The 20,296-nt window shown below is 69.3% G+C and carries 16 protein-coding genes; 9 read left to right on the top strand and 7 right to left on the bottom strand.

Annotated elements, in window-relative coordinates; genetic code table 11:
- The first annotated feature begins 52 nt into the window (after positions 1–52).
- Positions 53–964, top strand: a complete 912-nt coding sequence (locus BM419_RS01310; RefSeq protein WP_020091606.1) for a LysR family transcriptional regulator — start codon at positions 53–55, stop codon at positions 962–964.
- A gap of 53 nt (positions 965–1,017) precedes the next feature.
- On the opposite strand, the gene BM419_RS01305 is transcribed toward BM419_RS01310, so the two are convergent.
- The gene (locus BM419_RS01305; protein WP_020091605.1) at positions 1,018–1,896 is read right to left on the bottom strand and encodes an SDR family oxidoreductase; all 879 of its coding nucleotides are present in this window, start codon (positions 1,894–1,896) and stop codon (positions 1,018–1,020) included.
- A gap of 122 nt (positions 1,897–2,018) precedes the next feature.
- On the opposite strand from BM419_RS01305, the gene BM419_RS01300 reads away from it, so the two are divergent.
- The gene (locus BM419_RS01300) at positions 2,019–2,909 is read left to right on the top strand and encodes a LysR family transcriptional regulator (RefSeq protein ID WP_020091604.1); all 891 of its coding nucleotides are present in this window, start codon (positions 2,019–2,021) and stop codon (positions 2,907–2,909) included.
- A gap of 54 nt (positions 2,910–2,963) precedes the next feature.
- Here the strand turns inward: BM419_RS01300 and BM419_RS01295 are convergent, their stop codons facing one another.
- Positions 2,964–3,917 (bottom strand): LysR substrate-binding domain-containing protein, encoded by a 954-nt coding sequence (locus BM419_RS01295; protein ID WP_020091603.1) that lies wholly within the window; start codon positions 3,915–3,917, stop codon positions 2,964–2,966.
- 108 nt (positions 3,918–4,025) lie between these two features.
- On the opposite strand from BM419_RS01295, the gene BM419_RS01290 reads away from it, so the two are divergent.
- Positions 4,026–5,315, top strand: coding sequence for a D-serine ammonia-lyase (locus BM419_RS01290; RefSeq protein WP_020091602.1), 1,290 nt, complete (start codon positions 4,026–4,028; stop codon positions 5,313–5,315).
- Positions 5,316–5,430: 115 nt separating this feature from the next.
- On the opposite strand, the gene BM419_RS01285 is transcribed toward BM419_RS01290, so the two are convergent.
- The 3 genes from BM419_RS01285 to BM419_RS01275 all read right to left on the bottom strand — a co-directional run bounded on the left by BM419_RS01285 (position 5,431) and on the right by BM419_RS01275 (position 6,684).
- On the bottom strand, positions 5,431–5,682 hold the full coding sequence (locus BM419_RS01285; protein WP_020091601.1) for a PilZ domain-containing protein: 252 nt from the start codon (positions 5,680–5,682) through the stop codon (positions 5,431–5,433).
- 117 nt (positions 5,683–5,799) lie between these two features.
- A complete protein-coding gene (locus BM419_RS01280) occupies positions 5,800–6,105 on the bottom strand; it encodes a hypothetical protein (RefSeq protein WP_020091600.1) in 306 nt (101 codons plus the stop codon).
- A 291-nt stretch (positions 6,106–6,396) separates the two neighbouring features.
- A complete protein-coding gene (locus tag BM419_RS01275; RefSeq protein ID WP_020091599.1) occupies positions 6,397–6,684 on the bottom strand; it encodes a hypothetical protein in 288 nt (95 codons plus the stop codon).
- A gap of 590 nt (positions 6,685–7,274) precedes the next feature.
- Here BM419_RS01275 and BM419_RS01270 point away from each other — a divergent pair.
- Genes BM419_RS01270 through BM419_RS01255 form a run of 4 tightly spaced genes read left to right on the top strand, consistent with a single transcriptional unit; the run spans position 7,275 to position 14,155 of the window.
- The gene (locus BM419_RS01270; protein ID WP_020091598.1) at positions 7,275–10,541 is read left to right on the top strand and encodes an efflux RND transporter permease subunit; all 3,267 of its coding nucleotides are present in this window, start codon (positions 7,275–7,277) and stop codon (positions 10,539–10,541) included.
- On the top strand, positions 10,541–11,926 hold the full coding sequence (locus tag BM419_RS01265; RefSeq protein ID WP_020091597.1) for an efflux RND transporter periplasmic adaptor subunit: 1,386 nt from the start codon (positions 10,541–10,543) through the stop codon (positions 11,924–11,926). Before BM419_RS01270 ends, BM419_RS01265 begins: the two co-directional genes overlap by 1 nt.
- A 5-nt stretch (positions 11,927–11,931) precedes the next feature.
- Positions 11,932–12,783, top strand: a complete 852-nt coding sequence (locus BM419_RS01260; RefSeq protein ID WP_307188506.1) for a response regulator transcription factor — start codon at positions 11,932–11,934, stop codon at positions 12,781–12,783.
- On the top strand, positions 12,770–14,155 hold the full coding sequence (locus tag BM419_RS01255) for a sensor histidine kinase (RefSeq protein ID WP_020091595.1): 1,386 nt from the start codon (positions 12,770–12,772) through the stop codon (positions 14,153–14,155). Before BM419_RS01260 ends, BM419_RS01255 begins: the two co-directional genes overlap by 14 nt.
- Before the next feature lie 78 nt (positions 14,156–14,233).
- Here BM419_RS01255 and BM419_RS01250 read toward each other — a convergent pair whose 3' ends face one another.
- A complete protein-coding gene (locus BM419_RS01250; protein WP_091924441.1) occupies positions 14,234–14,527 on the bottom strand; it encodes a hypothetical protein in 294 nt (97 codons plus the stop codon).
- A gap of 562 nt (positions 14,528–15,089) precedes the next feature.
- Positions 15,090–16,691, bottom strand: coding sequence for a porin (locus tag BM419_RS01245; RefSeq protein ID WP_020091593.1), 1,602 nt, complete (start codon positions 16,689–16,691; stop codon positions 15,090–15,092).
- Between the two features lie 748 nt (positions 16,692–17,439).
- Between BM419_RS01245 and BM419_RS01240 the strand changes: the two genes are divergently transcribed.
- Complete coding sequence (locus BM419_RS01240) at positions 17,440–19,212, top strand: ethylbenzene dehydrogenase-related protein (protein ID WP_020091592.1); 1,773 nt, start codon at positions 17,440–17,442, stop codon at positions 19,210–19,212.
- Between the two features lie 14 nt (positions 19,213–19,226).
- Positions 19,227–20,264 (top strand): 2Fe-2S iron-sulfur cluster-binding protein, encoded by a 1,038-nt coding sequence (locus tag BM419_RS01235; protein WP_020091591.1) that lies wholly within the window; start codon positions 19,227–19,229, stop codon positions 20,262–20,264.
- Positions 20,265–20,296 lie beyond the last annotated feature (32 nt).

The following is a 20,296-nucleotide window of genomic DNA, read 5'->3' as shown; positions in this document are numbered from 1 at the left end:
GGATCGGGATTAGCCGTGGTATTCCGCATGCACCTGTGAGCACAGTTCAGGAATGCGGCGCGGCACCCTCGAAGATCTGGCGGCTTTCGCGGCGGTGGCGCGCCATCGCAGCTTCACGCGGGCGGCCGCGGAGATGGGGCTGTCGCCCTCCGCGCTCAGCCACACGATGCGGGCTCTGGAGGCGCGTCACGGCGTGCGCCTGCTGGCCCGCACCACCCGCAGCGTCGCGCTCACTCCGGCCGGCGAGCGGCTGCTGCGGTCGGTCGGCCCCGCGCTCGAGGACGTCGCGCGCGGGCTCGACGCGCTGGCCGAGTGGCGCGGCGCGCCGTCGGGGCGGCTGCGGCTGACGACCTTCGCGTACGCCGCGCGGGCGATCCTCGAACCCAGACTGCCCAACTTCCTGATCGACCACCCGGCCGTCTCGGTGGAGGTGATCGTGGACGACCCCCTGACCGACATCGTCGCCGCCGGCTTCGACGCCGGGATCCGCTTCGGCGAGACGGTCGAGCGCGACATGGTGGCGGTCCGGGTCGGACCCGACCTGCGCACGGTGGTCGTCGCGACCCCGGACTACTTCGCCCGTCACCCGCGCCCGGAGAGCCCGGCTGACCTGGAAGCGCATTGCTGCGTGAACTACCGGCTCGTCGGCGGCGGTGGGTTGCTGCCCTGGGAGTTCGCCCGCGACGGCCGCGAGATCCGGGTGCGCGCGGCCGGCCAGCTCGTCGTGAACGATGGCCGGCTCGCGGCCGCCGCGATCCGGGCCGGTGCCGGGCTCGGCTACATGCTGGAAGACGAGGCGGCCGACGACCTGGCCGCGGGACATCTCGTCCAGGCGCTGGAGGCGTGGTGTCCGTCGTTTCCCGGCTGCCACCTCTACTACCCCGACCGGCAGGTCACGCCCGCCCTGCGCAGCCTGATCGACGCGCTGCGGTGGCGGGAGGCGCCGTCGCCTCCCTGCCCGTGAGACCGTGCCCGCGTGACAATGCCTGCGAGACCGTACCCGCGGGGCCTCCCCGCTCAGGCGCCCCGCCAGTCGCGGGCGACCTCGCCCGCGAAGTCGCGGTAGCTGCGCGGCCTGCGGCCGAGGAGCCTCGCGAAGTCCGCAACCTCGGCCTCGGTCGCGACGGCGCCATCCTCCTGGTAGCGGCGCATCATCACCCGCAGGTCATAGGCGAGCCAGGCGGGGGCGAAGCTCCGGAGCCGCTGCTCCAGCGCGTCGAGATCGTCGCCTCCGTAGCGGACCGCGCGCCCGAGGGCCTCGGACCAGATCTCCGCCAGGGCGTCGCCCGTCAGGGCGTCCGGCCCGACGACGTCGTAGGTCTCGGCCGGAAGACGGTCGGCCGCGCGCTCGCGGCGCAGCAGCGCGTTGGCCGCCGCCTCGGCGATATCGCGCACGTCGACCATCGAGACGCCGGCCTGCCCGAGGGGCACGGCATACAGGCCGGCCCCGAGAAGCGGCTCCTTCTGGGCGAGGTCGTTCTGCATGAAGTAGGAGGGCCGCAGCACCGTGGCGGGCAGGTCGAGGGCCGCGATCATCCGCTCGACGGCGTGCTTGCCGGTGAAGTGCGGGGCATCGACGAAGGCCTCGCTCTTGAAGACCGAGAGATAGACGATGCCGCGCACGCCCGCGTCGCGGGCGAGGCTGAGCGTCGTGATCGCCTGGGTCAGCTCGTCCGGCGCGTTGGCGACGAGCAGGAACAGGGTGTCGACCCCGACCAGCGCCGCGCGCATCGCGTCGATGTCGGCGGGATCGCCGCGGGCGGCCTCGACGCCGGAGGGGAATCGCGCCTTCTCGGGCGAGCGGGTCAGAGCGCGCACGGCGGCCCCCGCGGCGACGAGATGATCGATGACGGCGGAGCCGATGCGGCCCGTGGAACCGGTGACGAGGATGGTCATGGCGGATCTCCTGGATGCGGGGCGGCCCCGAGCGGGCCGCCGATGATCCGAAGATGCGCCGTTCCTTTTCTGAGCCATAGTCGGCAAGATCGGGACTGGGTGTCCCGGATCTGGAACAGCACATGGACCTCGCGGCGCTCGCCGACTTCAATCTCGTCGCCGGCCACGGCGGCTTCGGCCGCGCCGCCCGGGCGAGCGGGCGGCCGAAGGCGACGCTGTCGCGGCGCGTCGCCGAGCTCGAGGCGAGCCTCGGGACGCGGCTGATCGAGCGGGGCGAGCGCAGCCTGCGCCTGACAGAGGCGGGGGCGCTCCTCCACGCCCGGACGGGGCCGCTGCTCAGCGAGATCGCGGAGGCCGGCGCCGTCGTCGGTGGCGGCCTCGACCGACCCCGTGGGCGGCTCCGGGTGAGTGCGCCGCTGCTCCTGTCCGACACGCAGCTCGGCCGCGTCGCCGCGGACTTCGCCCGCGCCTATCCCGAGGTCGAGCTGGAGATCTCCGCCGAGGACCGGTTCGTCGACCCGATCGAGGAGGGTTTCGACGTGATCATCCGGGTCAATCCGAAGCCGGACGAGCGCCTCGTCGGGCGCTGTGTCCTGCGGGACGAGCTCTGGCTGGTGGCGCCGCCCGAGGTCCCGCGTCCCGAACAGTCGGCCGGGACCGACGCGGCGACCGTGCCGGCGGCGGTGCGCTGGACGCCGCGTCAGGACGAGACGTGGCAGGTCCATGACGGCCGGACGCGCCGGACCTACGCGCCCGTGCCGGTCCTGCGCCTGTCCTCGCTGCCGATGCTGCGCGACGCCGTGGTGGCGGGCGCCGGCGCGGCGCTGCTCCCGCGCTCGCTTGTCGGGGGCGACGTGGCGGCCGGACGCCTCGCCTGCTGGGGCTGGCTGGAGGGGCCGCCGACGGAGCTGTGGGCGCTCCACACGTCCCGGCGCTTGGTCAGTCCCAAGGTGAACGCCTTCGTCGCCCATCTGGCAGCCGCGCTGTCGACGGATCGACCCGCCCGGCGGTAGATCGAGCGTTCGAACCGAGGGGCGCCGAGCGCGGCGCGCGCGCGGGACGGTGCCCTATCCGCATTCTGCCGCACCGCCCCGACGCGGCGCCTCGGGCGAGCCCGGCGGACCCGCCATCGTCCGGCCGAGCCAGTCCACGAAGGCCGCCGCCGGCCCTGCGGGTGGCAGGGCACGCACGAGAACGAAGTACCGGAGCCCGTTCATGAGGGCCGCGTCGCAGGCGGGCACGAGGCGCCCGTCGGCGCGATAGGGCGCGACGATCAGCGATCGCCCCAGGGCGATGCCCGAGCCGCCGAGCGAGGCGCGCAGCGCCAGTTGCGCGAGGTTGAAGTAGAGATTCTGGACGCGGCCGCCCCAGGGCGCCCCATGGACGCCTATCCAGCGATCCCACTCCTCCGAGACGCTCGCGGCCGCCTCCCACGGCGTCGCGTCGTGGAGCAGCACGACGGCCCCGCCGGGATCCGCCGCATCCCGGTAGGCCGGGGCGCAGACCGGGTAGACCGGCTCGGGATGGTCGAAGACGACCGTCGCACTGGGAGGCGGCGCCGGGCCGTAGCGGATCGCGACGTCGATACCGGACTGCGCCATGCGTCCCGGATCCAGGTCGTGGGTCTCCCCGAAGACGGCGACGTCGATGTCGGGATGCGTGTCGCTGAAGGCTTTCAGCCTTGGCGCGAGCCATTCCGAGGCCAGGGAGGGGACGCAACTGATCCGCAGCGTCGCCCGGCCCTCGCGCCGTTCCCCCCGGAGCAGGGCCTCGCCCATCCCGTCGAAGCCGCTCCGCGCCGCGGCGAACAGGTGGTGACCCGCGGCAGTCAGCCGGATCTCGCGGGTGCCCCGCTCGAGCAGCGGGTAACCGAGGCGCCGCTCCAGCCGCTGGATCCGCTGCGTGACCGCGCTCTGCGTGACGGCGAGGCGGTCGCCCGCACGGGCGAAGCCGCCCGCCTCGACCAGGACGCGGAAGAAGAACAGGTCGCCGGCCAGGCGCGCGTCGAGCCTGACGGGCATGCCCGATCATAAGCGGGCCTAATAGACCGCACCAGAGAATATAATTGGCCGCATGAGCGCCGCTCGCGCAGGGTCGGCGCGGACAAACCGGGCAGGATCGGGAGCGCCATGGCAGCCGTCGACGGGATGCAGACTCAACCGCCGTGCGACCGGATCCCGGAGGCGGTCAGGCGCGCCAGCCCCACGGTCTGGATGAACCCGGCGCTGGACGCCACCGCGTCCGTCCTGCCCGGACTCGCGACCGGCCGTGCCGACGTGGACGCGGCCGTGGCGCGCTGGCAGCGGTTCGCGCCGCTCTTGGCGCGCCTCTTCCCCGAAGAGGGCGCCGGCCGGATCGACTCGCCGCTCGTCCCGCTGGAAGAGCGCCTGTCCCGTGACGTCCTGGACGGCGCCGACGGGCGCGTGCTGGTGAAGGCCGACCACGCGCTGCCGGTGACCGGCTGCATCAAGGCGCGCGGCGGCGTCTACGAGGTCCTGGCCTATGCCGAGGACCTGGCCGCGCGGGCCGGGCTGCTCACCGAGGGGCGATCCTACGCGGCCTTCGCCGACCCGGAATTCCGCGCCCTGTTCGCCCGCCACGTGATCGCGGTCGGCAGCACCGGCAATCTCGGCTTCAGCGTCGGCCTGATGGGGCGCTCGCTCGGCTTCGCGGTCGAGGTCCACATGTCCCACGACGCCAAGGCGTGGAAGAAGCAGCGCCTGCGCGAACTCGGCGCCCGCGTCGTCGAGCATCGCGGCGATTACGGGGCGGCGGTCGCGGCGGCCCGCGGCGCGTTCGCCGGCCGCGCGGACGCCCATTTCGTCGACGACGAGGATTCCGTCGACCTGTTTCTCGGCTACGCGGCCGCGGCCCTCGACCTTCAGCGCCAGCTCGCGGAGTCCGGGATCGCGGTGGGCCCGGCGCAACCCCTGTTCGTCTATCTGCCCTGCGGCGTGGGCGGCGCGCCGGGCGGCGTCGCCTTCGGCCTGAAGCTCTTGTTCGGTGACGCCGTGCACCCGGTCTTCGTCGAGCCGGTCGCGTCCCCGTGCATGCTGGTCCAGCTCGCGGCCGGTCTCGAGCGCACGGTCAGCGTCTACGATGTCGGCCTCGACAACCGCACCGCGGCGGACGGGTTGGCCTGCGCCTCCGCGTCGATGCTGGTGGCCCGGACGCTCGAGAAGCTGGTGGCCGCCGTGGTCACGGTGCCCGACGACGCGCTGTACCGCTGGCTCAGGGTGATGTGGACCGAGGCGGGCCTGCGCCTGGAGCCCTCGGCGGCGGCGGGCTTCGCGGCGGCCGGGCGCTTCGCCGCCACGCTGCCCGCGGCGGTCGGCGCCGCGGCCACCCACGTGATCTGGACGACCGGCGGCGCGCACCTCCCGGCCGAGGAATTCGAGGCGGCCCTCGCCCGCGGTTGAGGCGCGCTGGACGTCGGATCAAAAACCGAGACCGCGCGGCCGCGGCTCCTGGATCGTGCCCGATCGCCAGGCGATCCGCGGCCGATTCAAAGTGAGGGCCAGACCCGGCCGTCGCTCACTCCATCAGGTCGGTCAGGGCCCCGATCTCGTCGGCGTTCTTCCAGACCGTCTCGCAGCCGATCACCGTGTCGGTGGCGTCGATCGTAAGCGTGAACGCGGGGGGCACCCGCTCGGTCCCGACGAGCCGGAGGCGAACACCCCACCGCGACATGTCGTGCACCACGCAGGGGATGGCGGGATGGCCGGCCACCGAGATGCATCCGCTCAGGTTGACGGAGACGCGTCGGGCGTTGCGCTGGTTGTCCATAAGTACTCCGCGCTAGAGCGCCGGAGGATAAGCGGCGACCGATCAAGGGCCGGTTTACGAACTGAACTCAATTGCGCCTAAAATTCGCGTCGAGGTGGCTAATACCGAAGTCTCGACCTACCGATTGGGAAGCCACCGGGAGACGAAGGTCAGCGGACGCGACGTGCCGGCCCGGCCGTCGGCATCCGCACGCGCGTCCTCGTCCGGCAGCAGCGACCCGATCAGGCGGAGCAGCTTCTCCCGCTCCTCCCCGGTGAACAGCACGAGGAAGGAACCGAGATCCAGTTGGACCTCCGGCGCGTCATCGCCCGGGGAGTGAGAGACGTAGGGCTGTCCGGTCTGGAGGTCGCGCATCAGGGCCCAGCGGTCGCCGCCGACGCCGACATGGAATTCGCGCGCTATCCGTGGGCCCTGTTCAATCATTGCTCATCCCGCACGCCGTCAACGTGCAATTTTCAACGGGATAGAGCGCGCAAACGCCTTGCGATATAACCTGGCTCAAGAATTCACAGGTATCGTCGACTGCAGCCCCACCGGCGCGAGCCGCCGGTGACGGGATGTCGGCGCGGTCTCGAGCTGGAGGTTGGTGCACTTGCGGCGCAGGATCGCGGACGATCCGACGCCGGACTGACATGCCCCATCTCCGCGCGGCAAAGGGCGCGTTTTCGGACCGAGAAGGGCGAGCGCTCCGCTCTCGCCCGGTCGGCGCCGGCCCTAGCGATACGCGTGGGGGCGTGAGCGCTCGAAGGCGGCCGCGCAGGCCGTGTCGAAGAGCTTGCAGGGCGGCGGGGCGTCGCCCGGTTCGACGAGCATCGGCTGTCCGCGGATGTCTCCGGTGGCGTGAGCCTGCGAGTACCGTGACCGCGGGTCGAAGTAAGGATCCGAAGTGTAACTGCTCATGAAGGCGCCTCCTGCCGGCATCTCGCTCTCGGACAGCGCCACGCCGGTCTGCAGCGACAGTGAGAGCACCGAGACCAAGATCAGCAGACATCGTCTGGTCATAGGCCTGCTCCTCCTTGAGCGCACGAGATCGGCAGCGCGGAAGCCGCGCTCCGGATGTCCTGGATGTGTCCGACGAGACCGCCGCGGGCGTCAGCGGCCGGTCTCTGCGAGCAGGCCCGCCACAACGCGTGCGCGCTTCGGAACAGCCGCCCGACGGGATCACAGCGTGGCCGCGACGCACTGCCTTCAGCGACGTTGGCGGGTCAGCCCATCTCGACATTCGGAAGATGGCGCAAGCCGAGCACGCACTGCAATAAAATAGGCTTTTCAGCAGTGAAAACGAAATTGATTTGAGAAATTTTCTTTAAAATTCGATGCGCGCCCGTCCGGCCGCGGCCTGGGTCGGAGACAGTTCAAGCATCGGTTTCGCGACGCACTTTAGAGATCCGCTGCCGCTTTAAGTTTCTTAAACGCGCTTTATTTTGTCGTGCCGAATTCATTCGAAGAGTGTCTTTGCCAGGACTATAACTTCGGCGTGCCGGGCATTCGCCCTGCCTTCTCTTCGCACACGAGGCTTGATCGGCTCCCAGTTCACGCGGGCATCCCGCGGGAATGGGAGCCGGGTCACGGCGGGACACCCGACTGATCACATGGAACTCGTCCGGTTCGCTCTGAAGTTTCGCAAGAGCTTCTATGTTCTTGCCGTCCTCATGTTCCTCGCGGGGCTCGGCTCGATCACCGTCGCGCCGAAGGACGTGCTGCCCGCCGTCGATATCCCGGTGGTGGTGGTGGTGTGGACCTATAACGGTCTCGACGCGACCGACATGGTCCAGCGCATCACGAACTACAGCGAGTTCTCGCTGTCGAGCAACGTGAACAACATCCGCCGAATCGAGTCGACGTCGATCCAGGGCACGGTGACCGAGCGGATCTACTTCGATTCCGCGGTCAGCATCGATCTGGCGATGACCCAGGTCGACTCGGCGATGAACGCGATCCGCTCGCGCATGCCGCCGGGCGTGCAGCCTCCCGTCATCATGCGCTTCTCCGCCTCGTCGGTGCCCGTCATTCAGATGGCGCTGTCGTCCTCGAAGCTGCCGCTCACCAAGGTCTTCGACTACGCGCAGTACCGGACCCGTCGCCGGCTCGCCGAGGTGCCGGGCTCGACCCTGCCCTCGCCCTACGGCGGCGCGCCGCGTCAGGTCATGGTCGATCTCGACCCCGGCAAGCTGCGCGCGATCGGCATGACGCCGCTCGATGTCCTGAACGCGGTCCTCAAGCAGAACCTCGTCGTGCCCTCGGGCCTCGCGAAGATCGGGACGCAGCAATACACGGTGCGGCTGAACTCGAGCCCGCAGCTGGTCGATCAGCTCAACCGCATTCCGATCAAGGTCGAGAACAACCAGCCGGTCCTGCTGCGCGACGTCGCCCATGTCCGGGACGGCTCGCCCCCGCAGATCAACATCGTCCGCGCCGACGGCCACCACTCCGTCCTGTTGCAGGTCCTCAAGAACGGCGCGGCCTCGACCCTGGACGTCGTGAACGCCGTCAAGGCCGCCCTGCCGGACATCCACGCGGCCGCGCCGAAGGGCATGACCATCACGCCGCTGTTCGATCAGTCAGTCTTCGTCTCGGACGCCATCTCCGACGTGGTGCGCGAGGCGGTGATCGCTGCGGGGCTCACCGGTCTCGCCATCCTGCTGTTCCTCGGCTCCTGGCGCTCGACCATCGTGGTGCTGGTCTCCATCCCGCTCTGCATCCTGACCTCCCTGTCGATCCTGGTTGCTCTGGGCCAGACCGTCAACGTGATGACCCTGGGCGGCCTCGCCTTGGCCGTCGGCATCCTCGTGGACGACGCGACGGTCGCGATCGAGAACACCTACCGGATGTTCGAGGAAGGCTTCTCCTTCCGGCGCTCGGTGGTCGAGGGCGTGGCCGGCATCGCCAAGCCGGCCCTGATCTCCACGCTGGCGATCTGCTCGGCCTTCTCGGCGGTCTTCTTCCTCACGGACGCGCCCCGCTACCTCTTCGTCCCGCAGGCCGAGGCGGTGGTCTTCGCGATGCTGACCTCCTACCTCCTGTCGCGGACGCTGGTGGCGATCCTCATCGACGTCCTGGTCGCCCCGGAATACGCCCGGCATCACGGCCCGGCCGCCGAGGTCGATGGGGCGTCACCACCCCGCCGCCGCTCCGTCCTCAGCCGGATTCTCCGTGCGCCGACACGGCCCCTCGCTTGGCTGCTTCAATATCCGCTGCGCGGCGCCCTCGCCTTCCGCAACGCGTTCGAGCGCGGGTTCGCGCGCTTCCACGCGGGCTATGTCGGCCTCCTGTCCGCGGTGCTCGGGCACCCGGCCCGCGCGCTGTCCGGCGCGCTCGCCGTCGTCGCGGTGACAGCCGCGATCTTCCCCTTCGTCGGTCAGGACTACTTCCCGCAGATCGAATCCAGCCAGATGACCCTGCATATCCGCACCCGGCCGGGCGAGCGGATCGAGCAGGCGGAGAAGACCTTCGCGCAGGTCGAGGACGTCGTCCGGCAGGTCGTCCCGAAGGACGAGCTCGGGCTCATCCTGGACAATATCGGCCTCCCCGCCTCGAACTACAACTTCGCCTTCATGGATGCGTCGTTCGTCGCCTACAATGACGGGCAGATGCTCATCAACCTGAAGGGTGAGCATAAGCCGATCTCCTTCTACGAGAAGCGGCTGCGCCAGGTCCTGCACCAGGCCTTCCCCGACGACACCTTCTACTTCCAGCCGTCCGACATCATCACGCAGATCCTGAATTTCGGGACCGTCGCGCAGATCGACGTGCAGGTCTCCGGGCGGCACGATGCCGAGGACCTCGCCGTGGCGCAGGACCTCGTCCGCCGCATCGCGGCGGTCCGCGGCGCCGTCGACGTCCACCTGCACCAGATCGTCGACGCCCCGCAGATGTACGTGAACGTCGACCGCAGGCTGGCCTCCGAGATGGGCGTCAGCGAGCAGTCCATCGCGCAGAACCTGAACGTCTCGCTCTCCGGCTCCTTCCAGGTCAGCCCGAACTTCTGGGCCGATCCCAAGTCCGGCATGCCGTATCAGCTCTGGGTCCAGACGCCGGAGTGGCGCAACGCCGACATCACGCAGCTGATGAACACGCCGGTCTCGGTGCACACGGACGCGGGTGACAGGCCCGGCATCCCGATCCTGCTGTCGAACATCGCCACGATGCAGCGGCAGCCTGAGCAGACCGTGATCAACCACGTCAACCAGCAGCCGACCTTCGACATCCTCGCCAACGTCCAGAACGCGGATCTCGGCAGTGTCCGAAACGCCGTGGACCGGATCGTCGCCGAGGAGCAGGTCAAGCTCCCGGCCCCGGACAAGATCCTCGTCCGCGGCCAGATCGAGAGCATGGAGAGCGCCTTCTCGCGCATCGAGCTCGGGCTCGGGATCGCGCTGGTGGCGGTCTACCTGCTGCTCGTCCTGAACTACCAGACGTGGGTCGACCCCTTCGTGGTCATCGCCGCCCTGCCGCTGGCCTTCTGCGGCATCGTGATGAGCCTGTTCATCACCAGCACGGCGTTCTCGATCCCCGCCCTGTTCGGCGCGATCATGTCGGTCGGCGTGGCGAGCGCGAACTCGATCCTGCTCGTCACATTCGCCAAAGAGCACCGCGAGGCCACCGGCTGCTCTGCCCGCGAGGCCGCCCTGATGGCCGGCCATACCCGCCTCCGGCCGGTGCTCATGACCGCCTCCGCGATGTTCCTGGGCCTGATCCCGATGGCGATCGGGTCCGGCGAAGGCGCCGAGCAGAACGCCGCCCTTGCCCGCGCGGTGATGGGCGGGATCGGGATGGGCACCGTCTCGACCCTGCTCTTCGTCCCCCTTCTCTACACCCTGCTCCGCCGCAACCCGATCAAGCCCCTCGAGGATTATTGATGACCCGTTTCAACGACGCCCCCGGGAGCGGCGCCGAGGCTGCCGCGCGGGCGCACCAGCACGCGGTCGAGATCGACCCGCTGCGGCAGGACGGGGCCGGCGAGGCCCTCGTCCACGCGGTGCCGCCGCCGCCGCGCAAGCGCCCGTTCCTCGTGGCGTTCCTCGCGCTCGGCAGCGCCCTCGGGCTCGGCGCCTGGCACCATTGGGAAACCTACCAGGCCTCCCTGGAGACCCAGGCCGAGGCCGTGAACTTCGTTCCGACGGTCCGCACCGGGCCGGCGCAGGTGGATGACGGGCCCATGACGCTGACCCTGCCGGGCCAGACCGAGGCCTTCGACCATGCCGACATCTTCGCCCGCGCCACCGGCTACATCGCCGAGCGCCGGGTCGACATCGGGTCGCGGGTCAAGAAGGGCGACCTGCTGGTCCGGATCGCCGCGCCCGACCTCGACCAGCAGGCCCGGCAGGCCGAGGCCCAACTCGGCCAGTTCAAGGCGCAGCTCGCCGTCGCGCAGGCGGATGTGGAGCAGGCCAAGGCCAGCGTGACGCTCGCGAACGTGACCGACGCCCGCACCGCGACCCTGGCCGGACAAGGCTGGGCCTCGAAGCAGAACGCCGACCAGACCCGCGCGGGGATGCTGACCGCCACCGCGACCCTCGCCGCCGCGCAGGCGAAGGTGAAGGTCGCGGAAGCCAACATCACCGCCCAGCAGGCGACCGTCGACCGGCTCCGCACGCTGACCACCTTCGAGAACGTCGTCGCGCCGTTCGACGGCATCGTGACCGCCCGCAAGGTCGATGTCGGCGACCTCGTCCACGGCGATGCCGGCTCCGGGACGCCGCTCTTCACGGTCGACAGCACCGATGTCCTGCGCGTCGCGGTGCAGGTGCCGCAATCGGCCGCCGTGGGCATCCGCGACGGGGTGAAGGCGCGCGTCCAGGTCGCGCAGATCCCGGACCGGACCTTCGACGGCACGGTCTCGCGCAGCTCGGTGGCTCTCCAATCCTCGGTGCGGACGCTGGACACGGAGGTCGACGTCGCCAATCCCGACGGAATCCTGCGGCCGGGCCTCTACGTCGCCGTCACTTTCGCGGTGCCGCGCACGCATCCGCGGGTGATCGTGCCGTCCGAGGCGCTCATCTTCGACGCGGAGGGGACGCGCGTGGCCGTGGTCGGGGCGGACGACACCGTCCGGCTCCGGCCGATCACGATCGCGCGCGATCTCGGCACGCGCCTCGAGCTGCGCAGCGGCCTCGACAGCGGCGAGACCGTCGTCCTCAACCCGCCCGCCGGCCTTCAGGACGGCAGCCGCGTCGTCCCCCGCGGCTCCGTCGCCTCTCAGGTCCCGACAGCCAAGCTCTCCGAGCAGGCGAGCGCGGAGTGAGGCGCATGGTCCAGATCCCTCGCTCCCTTGTAAGCTTCGCCGGCGGGATGACGCAGGTCGGCCGCCGCGACCGAACCGCATTTGACTCCGGCTCCGAAGAGGATAATTCCACCTCTCCCTCCGAGCCGCAGGAGACCAGACAGGGCCGGCGAATACAAAATAAGAAGGAAAAACGAATGGCCAGCGTATTGGTAGTCGAGGACGACCGGCGGGTCGCCGCGGAGATCGGTTCGGCCCTCGCGGAATACGGATTTCAGGTCGACGAAGCCCCCAGTGGCAGCATCGGACTACGCAAGGCCCTGGACGGTAACTTTGACGTGATCGTGCTCGACCGGATGCTCCCGGAGATCGACGGCCTGTCGCTGCTGACCGAGCTGCGCGCCGCGAAGGTCTCGACGCCAGTCCTGATCCTCAGCGCCCTGTCGGCCGTCAACGAGCGTGTCGACGGGCTGCGCGCCGGCGGAGACGACTACTTGGCCAAGCCATTCGAGTTCATCGAGCTGACCGCCCGCGTCGACGCGCTGGCGCGGCGCAAGATGGCCGCGGAGGCGGTGAACGAACTCGTCGTCGGCGACCTGCGCCTCGACCTGATCGAGCGCGTCCTCCACTGCGGGAACCGGGAAATTGAGCTCCTGCCCAAGGAATTCGCGATCATCGAGTTCCTGATGCAGAACGCCGGCACGCTGGTGAGCCGGAAGATGATCTTCGAATCCGTCTGGGGCTACAGCTTCAATCACCAGTCCAGCGTCATTGACGTCCACATCGGCAAGATCCGCAAGAAGCTCGATCCCGACGGGCTGAACCCGCGGATCCACACGGTGCGCAACACGGGCTTCATCCTCCGTGCGCCTTCTTGAGGTCCGGCGCACCAGCGGATTCCGCGTCGCGTGCCTGTTCTTCGCGACCTTCGGGACCGCCTCGCTGGCGCTCTCGGGCTTCCTCTACGTCGACACGCGCAGCTACGGCCGCAAGGCCGCGTTCGAGTGGGTCGAGTGGGAATCGAAGCACCTCCTGAACCTGTCGCCGCGCGCGCTGCGCGAGCGGATCGACGCGTCCGAGGATTTCGCCGAGGGCGGCCGCCCGCTCGTCCTGTTCGGGCCCGACCACGTTCGCCGGGCCGGCGCGCCGATCGCCTTCCCCGACAGGGCGCCGATCGGGAAGCCGTTCATCCTGGCGCAGCCGCTGGATCACCGCAGCCGCACGCTCTTCAGCCAGCTCACCGAGCTTCCGAGCGGCGAGTACGTGCTGGTCAGCCGCTCGGCCCAGGATCTCCAGTCCCTCGAGAAGGCGCTGGTCGAGACCTTTGTCTGGGGCATGGCCGCCACCATCGTGATCGGCCTGATCGGTGCCGTCGTGTTCGGCGCCGGCTCGCTGCGGCAGAACGATGCGATCACCAAGGCGGTCGAGCGCATCATGCGCGGCGACCTGAGCGAGCGCCTGCCGACGCGCGGCGTCTCGGCCGACCTCGCTCACCTCACGCGCGTCGTGAACGACATGCTCGACCAGCTCGAGCGGCTGATGCTGGAGATCAAGGGCGTCAACGAGAACATCGCCCACGACCTGCGCACCCCGCTGACCCGGGTGGTCGGCACGCTGGAGCGGTCGCTGCGCAAGGCCGACAGCGTCGCGGCCTTCCGCGCCTTCAACGAGGACGTCCTGGCCGAGGTCAAGAGCATCGTCGTCCGGTTCTCGGCCCTGCTGCGCATCTCCGAGATGGAGGACCGCCTGCGCCGATCTGGCTTCACCCAGGTCGATCTCGGCCGGCTGCTCGAGGATGCGGTGGAGTACTACGAGCCCCTGGCGATCGAGCGCGACATCCGACTTCTCTGGGACCGGCCGGACGGCCCGTGCGCGATCGAGGGCGACCGCAGCCTGATCTTCGAGGCGGTGAGCAACCTGATCGACAACGCCCTGAAGTTCACGCCGGCCGGCGGGCAGGTGACGGTCGCGCTGCTCCGGAATCCGACGGGGATCCAGGTCACCGATACGGGCTGCGGCATCCCCGCGGAGGAGCTGAGCGCCGTGCGCGCCCGGTACCGCCGCGGCGCGCTGAAGACCGACAAGAGCGGGTTCGGGATCGGCCTGAGCCTGGTCGATTCCATCGCGCGGCTGCACAGCGCCACCTTCGACATCGCCTCCGACGGGAGCGGCTGCCGCGTGACCCTCAGCTGGACCCACAGCGTCGCGGGGCACCCGTCGATCGACCTCCTGCCGGCCGCATCCCTCTGACGCCGTCGTCACGCCGTCGCGCCCGGCCGGTCCCGCATCGCGGGGCGTGCCGGGCGCGGGGCCGAACCGGGTGGGCGCTCAGTAGGCGGGCTGGCCGCGGCGGCGCTCGCGGCTGTTGAGATGGCTCCACTGGCGATTGGCCGGGACGGTCTCGACCGCGCTGGGCCGCTGGATCGCGGCGCTGTAGCCGGTCGCTCCCTCCCACATGCCGCCCGCCTTGTCGTTGCCCTCGCAGGCGGACCACGCGTCGAGGCCGCTGCCGTTGGTCCGGACGATGAGGCTGGGATCGATGGTCGCGCCACCGTCCTGAGCGAGAGCAGGTCCCGCGATCAGCATCGCGCCCATCGAGCAGGCGAGGACGATGTTCTTCATGATGATCTCCCGTTACACAAACTGTCGCTCACCGGCGACGTGGTAGTAAGATGCTGCAATACCCATTTAAACTCTATATTTTATTGCGGAATAATTCTTTCGCTCTTTGGACGGGCTTCAATCTTGAAACGATTTTTGAATTTCTCGTGGAGGATGGCCTCAGGTCGGCCACATCCCGGTCACCGGGATCGGGGCTTGTGTCGCCCAGGCCTGACGGACAATCCTGCCCGGCTTGCGCCGGCAGCGAGCACGAAAAAGCCGACCGGTTGCCCGGTCGGCGAAGTCGTATGGGTCTGAAGCTCTGGGTCAGACCGGCCCTGCCCTGGTACCCGGGCCAGCCGCTCTGAAACCATAGCATCCGCTCGGTCGGCGGCGAAGCAAGCCGCTGAAGAGCTGACTCTCTTGTAGATGATTTTGCGACGATCGCAAGCAAAAGATCTTTTATTTGTTGAATATGGCCCAATTTACGAGATAACTTACTTGGCGTTCCAAATAGAGAAGCCCGGCCTTGCGGCCGGGCTCGAGACTGGACGTTGCGCCCGCGAAGGCGCGTCGGATCGGTTCAGAAATCCCGCTGCACGCGGAACCGGAATTGGGCCGCATCCTGCGAATTGACGTAGCGCAGCGCGTTCTTCGAGATGTCCGGCGTGACGCCGCTGTTGAGCGCCGTGCGGATGTACTCGCCCTCGACGCCGATATCGAGATCCTTCACGGGGGTCCAGATCAGGCTGGCGCCGGTGATCATCTGGTTGTTGCCCCGCAGGATGGGACTCGTGGCGAAGGCCAGGGCATTCGACGCACTGGCGCCGGCCGGGGCGAAGCCGAAGCCGAGGAGGCCCAGCGCGTTGCGCCCCTTGGAGCTGTAGTCGATCTGCGCGTAGCTGCCGAAGAAGGCCGAGCGCCAGGCGGGCGACCAGTAATGGAGCAGGGAGGCGACAGCGGAGAACGAGGTCGACAGTTCGAGGCGGCCGGTCGCGGGGTTGAGCACCGCGTCCGCGTAGTATTGCGCGAACGAGCCGCCGCCGACCGGCGCCGCGCCGAGGGCGTCGTACGGCGCCGTGTAGTTGGAGATGCCCGTATAGGCGATGGCACCCTGCCCGTAGGCGCCCTGGAGGTAGAGCGTGTCGCCCGTCGCGATGAACGGCAGGTTGACCTTCAGGCCGCCCTGGACCGCCCAGCCGTAGGCGTTCGAGGCGCGTCCCGTCGGCGAAATGCCCAGGCCGGTCGTGGCGGTGGTGATGCCCGCGACCGTGCTGCCGGCGTCGCCGGCATTGATCTCGTGGACGGCGGCCGAGAGCTGCGCCGAGCCCCAGGCCTGGTCGATGCGGGCCGCGCCGACGAAGTCCGGCATGCGGCTCTTCTGGGTGACGTCGACGAAGGCGACATTGCCGGGACCGACGACGATCGGCGCCAGCCAGGTCGAGGGGGTGAACGGGTTGAAGGCGTTGCTGTAGCCCGCGAAGCCGCCACCGGCCGTGAAGGCCCCGACGGCCGAGCCTGTGCCGAAGATCGGGAAGCGCCGGTAGGTCGGATCTTCCATCGAGGCGGTCAGCGTGATGCCGTTCCCGAGGATCGCCGAATAGGCGAGCAGGTTCGTGCTGAACGTATCGGAGCCGGCCGTGCCGCCGATCAGCTCGAAGTCGTGCGCGTAGAAGTCGAAGAAGGAGGACGCGCGGCCCGCGGTGAGCCCGGCGAACTGAATGAAGGCCTTATCGGCGTTGACGTAGGTCTGCGTGCGCCCGAAGGCGTCGGCGCCGAGGCCCGCGATGGCCAAGCTCTCGCGCTGCCGGGATCCCGAGGTCAGGAACGGGCCGCTGCGGTTGGCGACATCGATGCGCAGGAAGGCGCGCAGGGTTCCGTAATCGGTCTGGGTCCGCGAATCGAGGTTCAGACGCATCAGGCCGAGATAGCCGGTGAGGTCGCCGCCGCCGCCCGTGCGAACCTTGCTGGTCTGATACAGAAAGTCATACCGCGCCCGTCCGGACAGACGAATGCAGGTATCGGTCCCGGGGATGTAGAAGAAGCCGGCGCCGTAGGCGTTGCAAACGCGTACGAACTCGACCGGCGCAGCCTTAAACGTCGGGAGATCGGCAGCGTACGCACCGCCGATCGGGATCATCAGGGCCGAGGAGCCCAGTAACAGCGCCTTGATTCTGGTCATCATATCCCCGCATCCGACGCCGTGGTCGTGCCACTGCCAGCGTCAACCCAATGATCCGCGTTCACGCACGTGTACGGGTCCCGACACGGTGCGACGTCGCAGTATTTTTTGAGAATTGGCCGCTCTATCGCTCGGCAGCTTGACCGTATCTGTCAAGATTTGATTTTACAAATAAATTGCGATTGCGTTTTTCAACCGAAATTGACTTCCTGAAATTTGTTTTTGTATCTGAATTGATCACGGAAATGGGAGCGCGCGGGTGAGGCGAGCTGCGGATCGCGGCCGCGTCGGCTCAGCGAGGCTGGTTGATGGCGCGGTCCATCGCGTGGACTCCGCCGACCGAGACCTTGAGTTCTGCGCCGTGGATGTCGCTAGCAGCGATGAAGAGGCATCTGCCGCCCTATCAGGCCTGCTCCCTGAGATCCGGCGACAGATCCCGTGCCGGCGCTAGGAGACCCTGTCTTCGAGCATTCTTGACTGAGCGCTCTGTCATGACAGGTGGCTGAGGTGCCGCTCTGAGGCCGTACCCTGTCGGCCGCGTCCGCCTCTCGTCGACGCGCGACCCGAAACAGTTTGCGCCGCGGCGGGGCGGAGCCGCCTTCCCGGCTGACCGACCGAGCCGAGACCGCCGTTAAGCATATCGATCAAGAGTTATAGATTGCAAAGCTCGGCTATATCCCGCGGCCGGCATCATGATTTACAAAGTTCTAACGTAGCGCGTCCAATTTGCGGCGACGGTGCGGAGGATCGAATGTCGGAACCGCTGACCCTCGCGCCGCATCCGCCCGGCGGAGCCGAGACCGCCCCCGGGTGGCGTAGTACAGCCGCCGCGCAGGTCGACCGGCATCCCCGTTCCGATGTCGGGACCATCGTGATTCACTGGGTGGTCGCCATCGCTATGGTGGCGAGCCTGCTCACGGGCCTGCGCATCTCGGCCGACGCGCCCGTGGCGCGGACCGCCAAGTTCCTGGCGCCCCTGCTTCCGCAAGGTGAAGTCTGGACCGTCCACTTCGTGGCCGGCCTGACCCTGTTCTTCGGAGTCACCGCCTATCTGGTCTACCTCGTGCGCGGGCGTCTCACGGATCGCAACGGCCTGTCGCGGCTCCGCGCCCTCCGTGTCAGCGGGCGAAGCAAGGCCGCCCGGAAGGCACGGTGGGGCGGCATCAACGTCGCGCTGCACTGGCTGATCTACGCCGTCACGCTCGTCCTGACAGGCACCGGGGTCGCGCTCTACCTCGGCTATGGCGGCTGGGTGGTCTGGCTGCACGCCACCTGCGCGCTGGTCGCCCTGGCCTACATCGCGGTCCATACCCTCGCGCACTTCATGTACGGCGGCCTGTGGCAGCTCCTTCGGTTGTTCCGTCCGGCGGCCCTGGCGGACGATGCGGCGCGGCGGCGGCGACCGCTCCTGGCCGCCGCCATCATCGGCCTCCCCGTCGTCGGCGGCCTCGCCTTCGCGGACGTGAAGGGCCGCTCCACGCTGGTGATCGACAAGGTGTCGGCCGGGCCCGACCTGTCGAAGCTCCTCGAAGACCCGGTCTGGCGCACCGCGCGCCCGGTCTCGGTCCGGACGATGCAGGGGGCCAATTTCGGCGGGACCGGTGAGACCACCGTCGAGATCCGCGCCGTGCGCGACGCGACGAACGTGTATTTCGCCTTCCGCTGGTGGGACCCGTCGCGCTCGCTCAAGCGCGTCCCGATGATCAAGAAGGCGGACGGCTGGCACCTCCTCGACGCGGACGCGGCGCGCGCGGACGTGACCGCCTACTACGAGGACAAGCTGGCGGTGATCTTCTCGCGATCCGACGCGTTCGGCAGCGGCGGGTCGACCCATCTCGGCGCCCGGCCGCTGCCCGACGCCCCCGCCCCGCTCAATGGCCGCGGCTACCACTACACCACCGACGGCAGCTACATCGACATGTGGCAGTGGAAGGCGGCCCGCGGCGGCATGCTCGGCGTCGTCGAGGACATGCATATCGGTCCGCCCACCGACCCCACCGCCGCCGAGCGGGCCGTGAAGGGCCGCTACCAAGCCGGCTACTGGGGCGATCCCGGCACCAGCGCGTACCGCTACAACTTCAAGTTCGAGGGTCCGGGCGGCTACGCGGGGGCGGTCGAGCCGCTGCGGCTTCCCAAGGACTGGCAGGCGACGGTGGCCAGGCTCGGCACCGTGGATCTGGACTTCGATGCCAGCACGTCGCCGGGCTCGGCGTGGTGGATGGTCGAGAAGACCGAGACGGTGCCGTACTCGGCGGCCGCCGACGCGGAGATCCCGGTCGGCACCGTGATGCCGGGCGTGCTCATGACCGACGGCTATACAGGGGACCGCGCCGGGATCTCGGCGGCCGCCGACTGGGCCGACGACCACTGGACCCTCGTCGCCGCGCGCAAGATCGCGACCGGCAGCAAGTACGACGTCGATTTCCTGCCGGGAAACACCTTCTACCTGTATGTCTCGGCCTTCGATCACACGCAAACGCGGCACACGCGGCACATGCGGCCGGTCGAAGTCTTTCTGCGCTGAGCCGGGAGCGCGCCGTGGCCGAACGCGTCACCCTCGTCATCAACGGAAGGCGGGTCAGCGCCAGCGCCGGCCAGACCCTGCTCGACGCGGGTCTGGCGGCCGGCCAGGCGATCCCGCACGACTGCGCCACCGGGCAGTGCGACACCTGCCGCGTCCGGATCCATGCGGGCGCGGTCGACGATGCGGGGACGCGCATCGGCGAGACCGTGCAGGCCTGCCGGGCTCGCCTGACCACCGACGCGGTCATCGAATTCGACGAGGTTCCGGAAGCCGTCCGGCGGGCCGGCACCGTGGACCGCGTCGTCGATCTCACCGCCGAGATCGTCGAGGTGACGGTCGCGCTGCGCAAGCGGCTGACCTACCTGCCCGGCCAGTATGTCCGGGTCTCCTTCGCCGGGCTGCCCGCGCGGGACTACAGCCCGACCCTGCGCGCGGACGGCTCGGGCGAACTGAACGAATTGATCTTCCAGATCCGCCGCCAGCCCGACGGCGCGGTCTCGCCGCTGCTCGGCGGCAGGATCGGACCGGGAACCGCGGTGAAGGTCGAGGGCCCGTTCGGGACCGCCTTCCACCGGCTCGGGCGCGGCCGTCTCGTGATCGTCTCATCGGGCGTCGGCTGGGCGCCCGCCTGGGCGGTCGCCCGCGCGAGCCGGATGCGTGAGCCGGAGCGCGACCTGCTCGTCGTGGCCGGCGCGCGGCACCCGCAGAATCTCTACATGCGCCCGGCGCTCGACTGGCTGCGCGCGCGGGGGGCGACGACGGTCCTGACCTGCAGTGGCGGCAACCCGCCTCCGGATGCCCGGCCCGGGCGGCCCACGCTCCACATGCCGATGCTCACGCGCGACGACACCGTCCTCGCGGCGGGCGCCCCCGAGATGGTCGCGGCTGTCCAGTTCCTCGCCGCGGCGACCGGGGCGACCTGCTACGCCGATCCCTTCTACGCGGCCGCGCGCGGCGCCGACGGGAGGCCGCCATCCGACACGAACTTCCTGCAGCGCTTCCTCCAGCGCGTCGCGGGTCATCGGACCGCTAAAACGGAGCCTGTCGCCTAGCAGATCGTCAACCACACCTTCGGTGTACGGTA

This window comes from Methylobacterium sp. yr668, from assembly GCF_900116245.1.
GTDB lineage: Bacteria > Pseudomonadota > Alphaproteobacteria > Rhizobiales > Beijerinckiaceae > Methylobacterium.
Note: the sequence above shows the minus strand (reverse complement) of the source record. Positions and strands in the feature narration are given on the sequence as shown.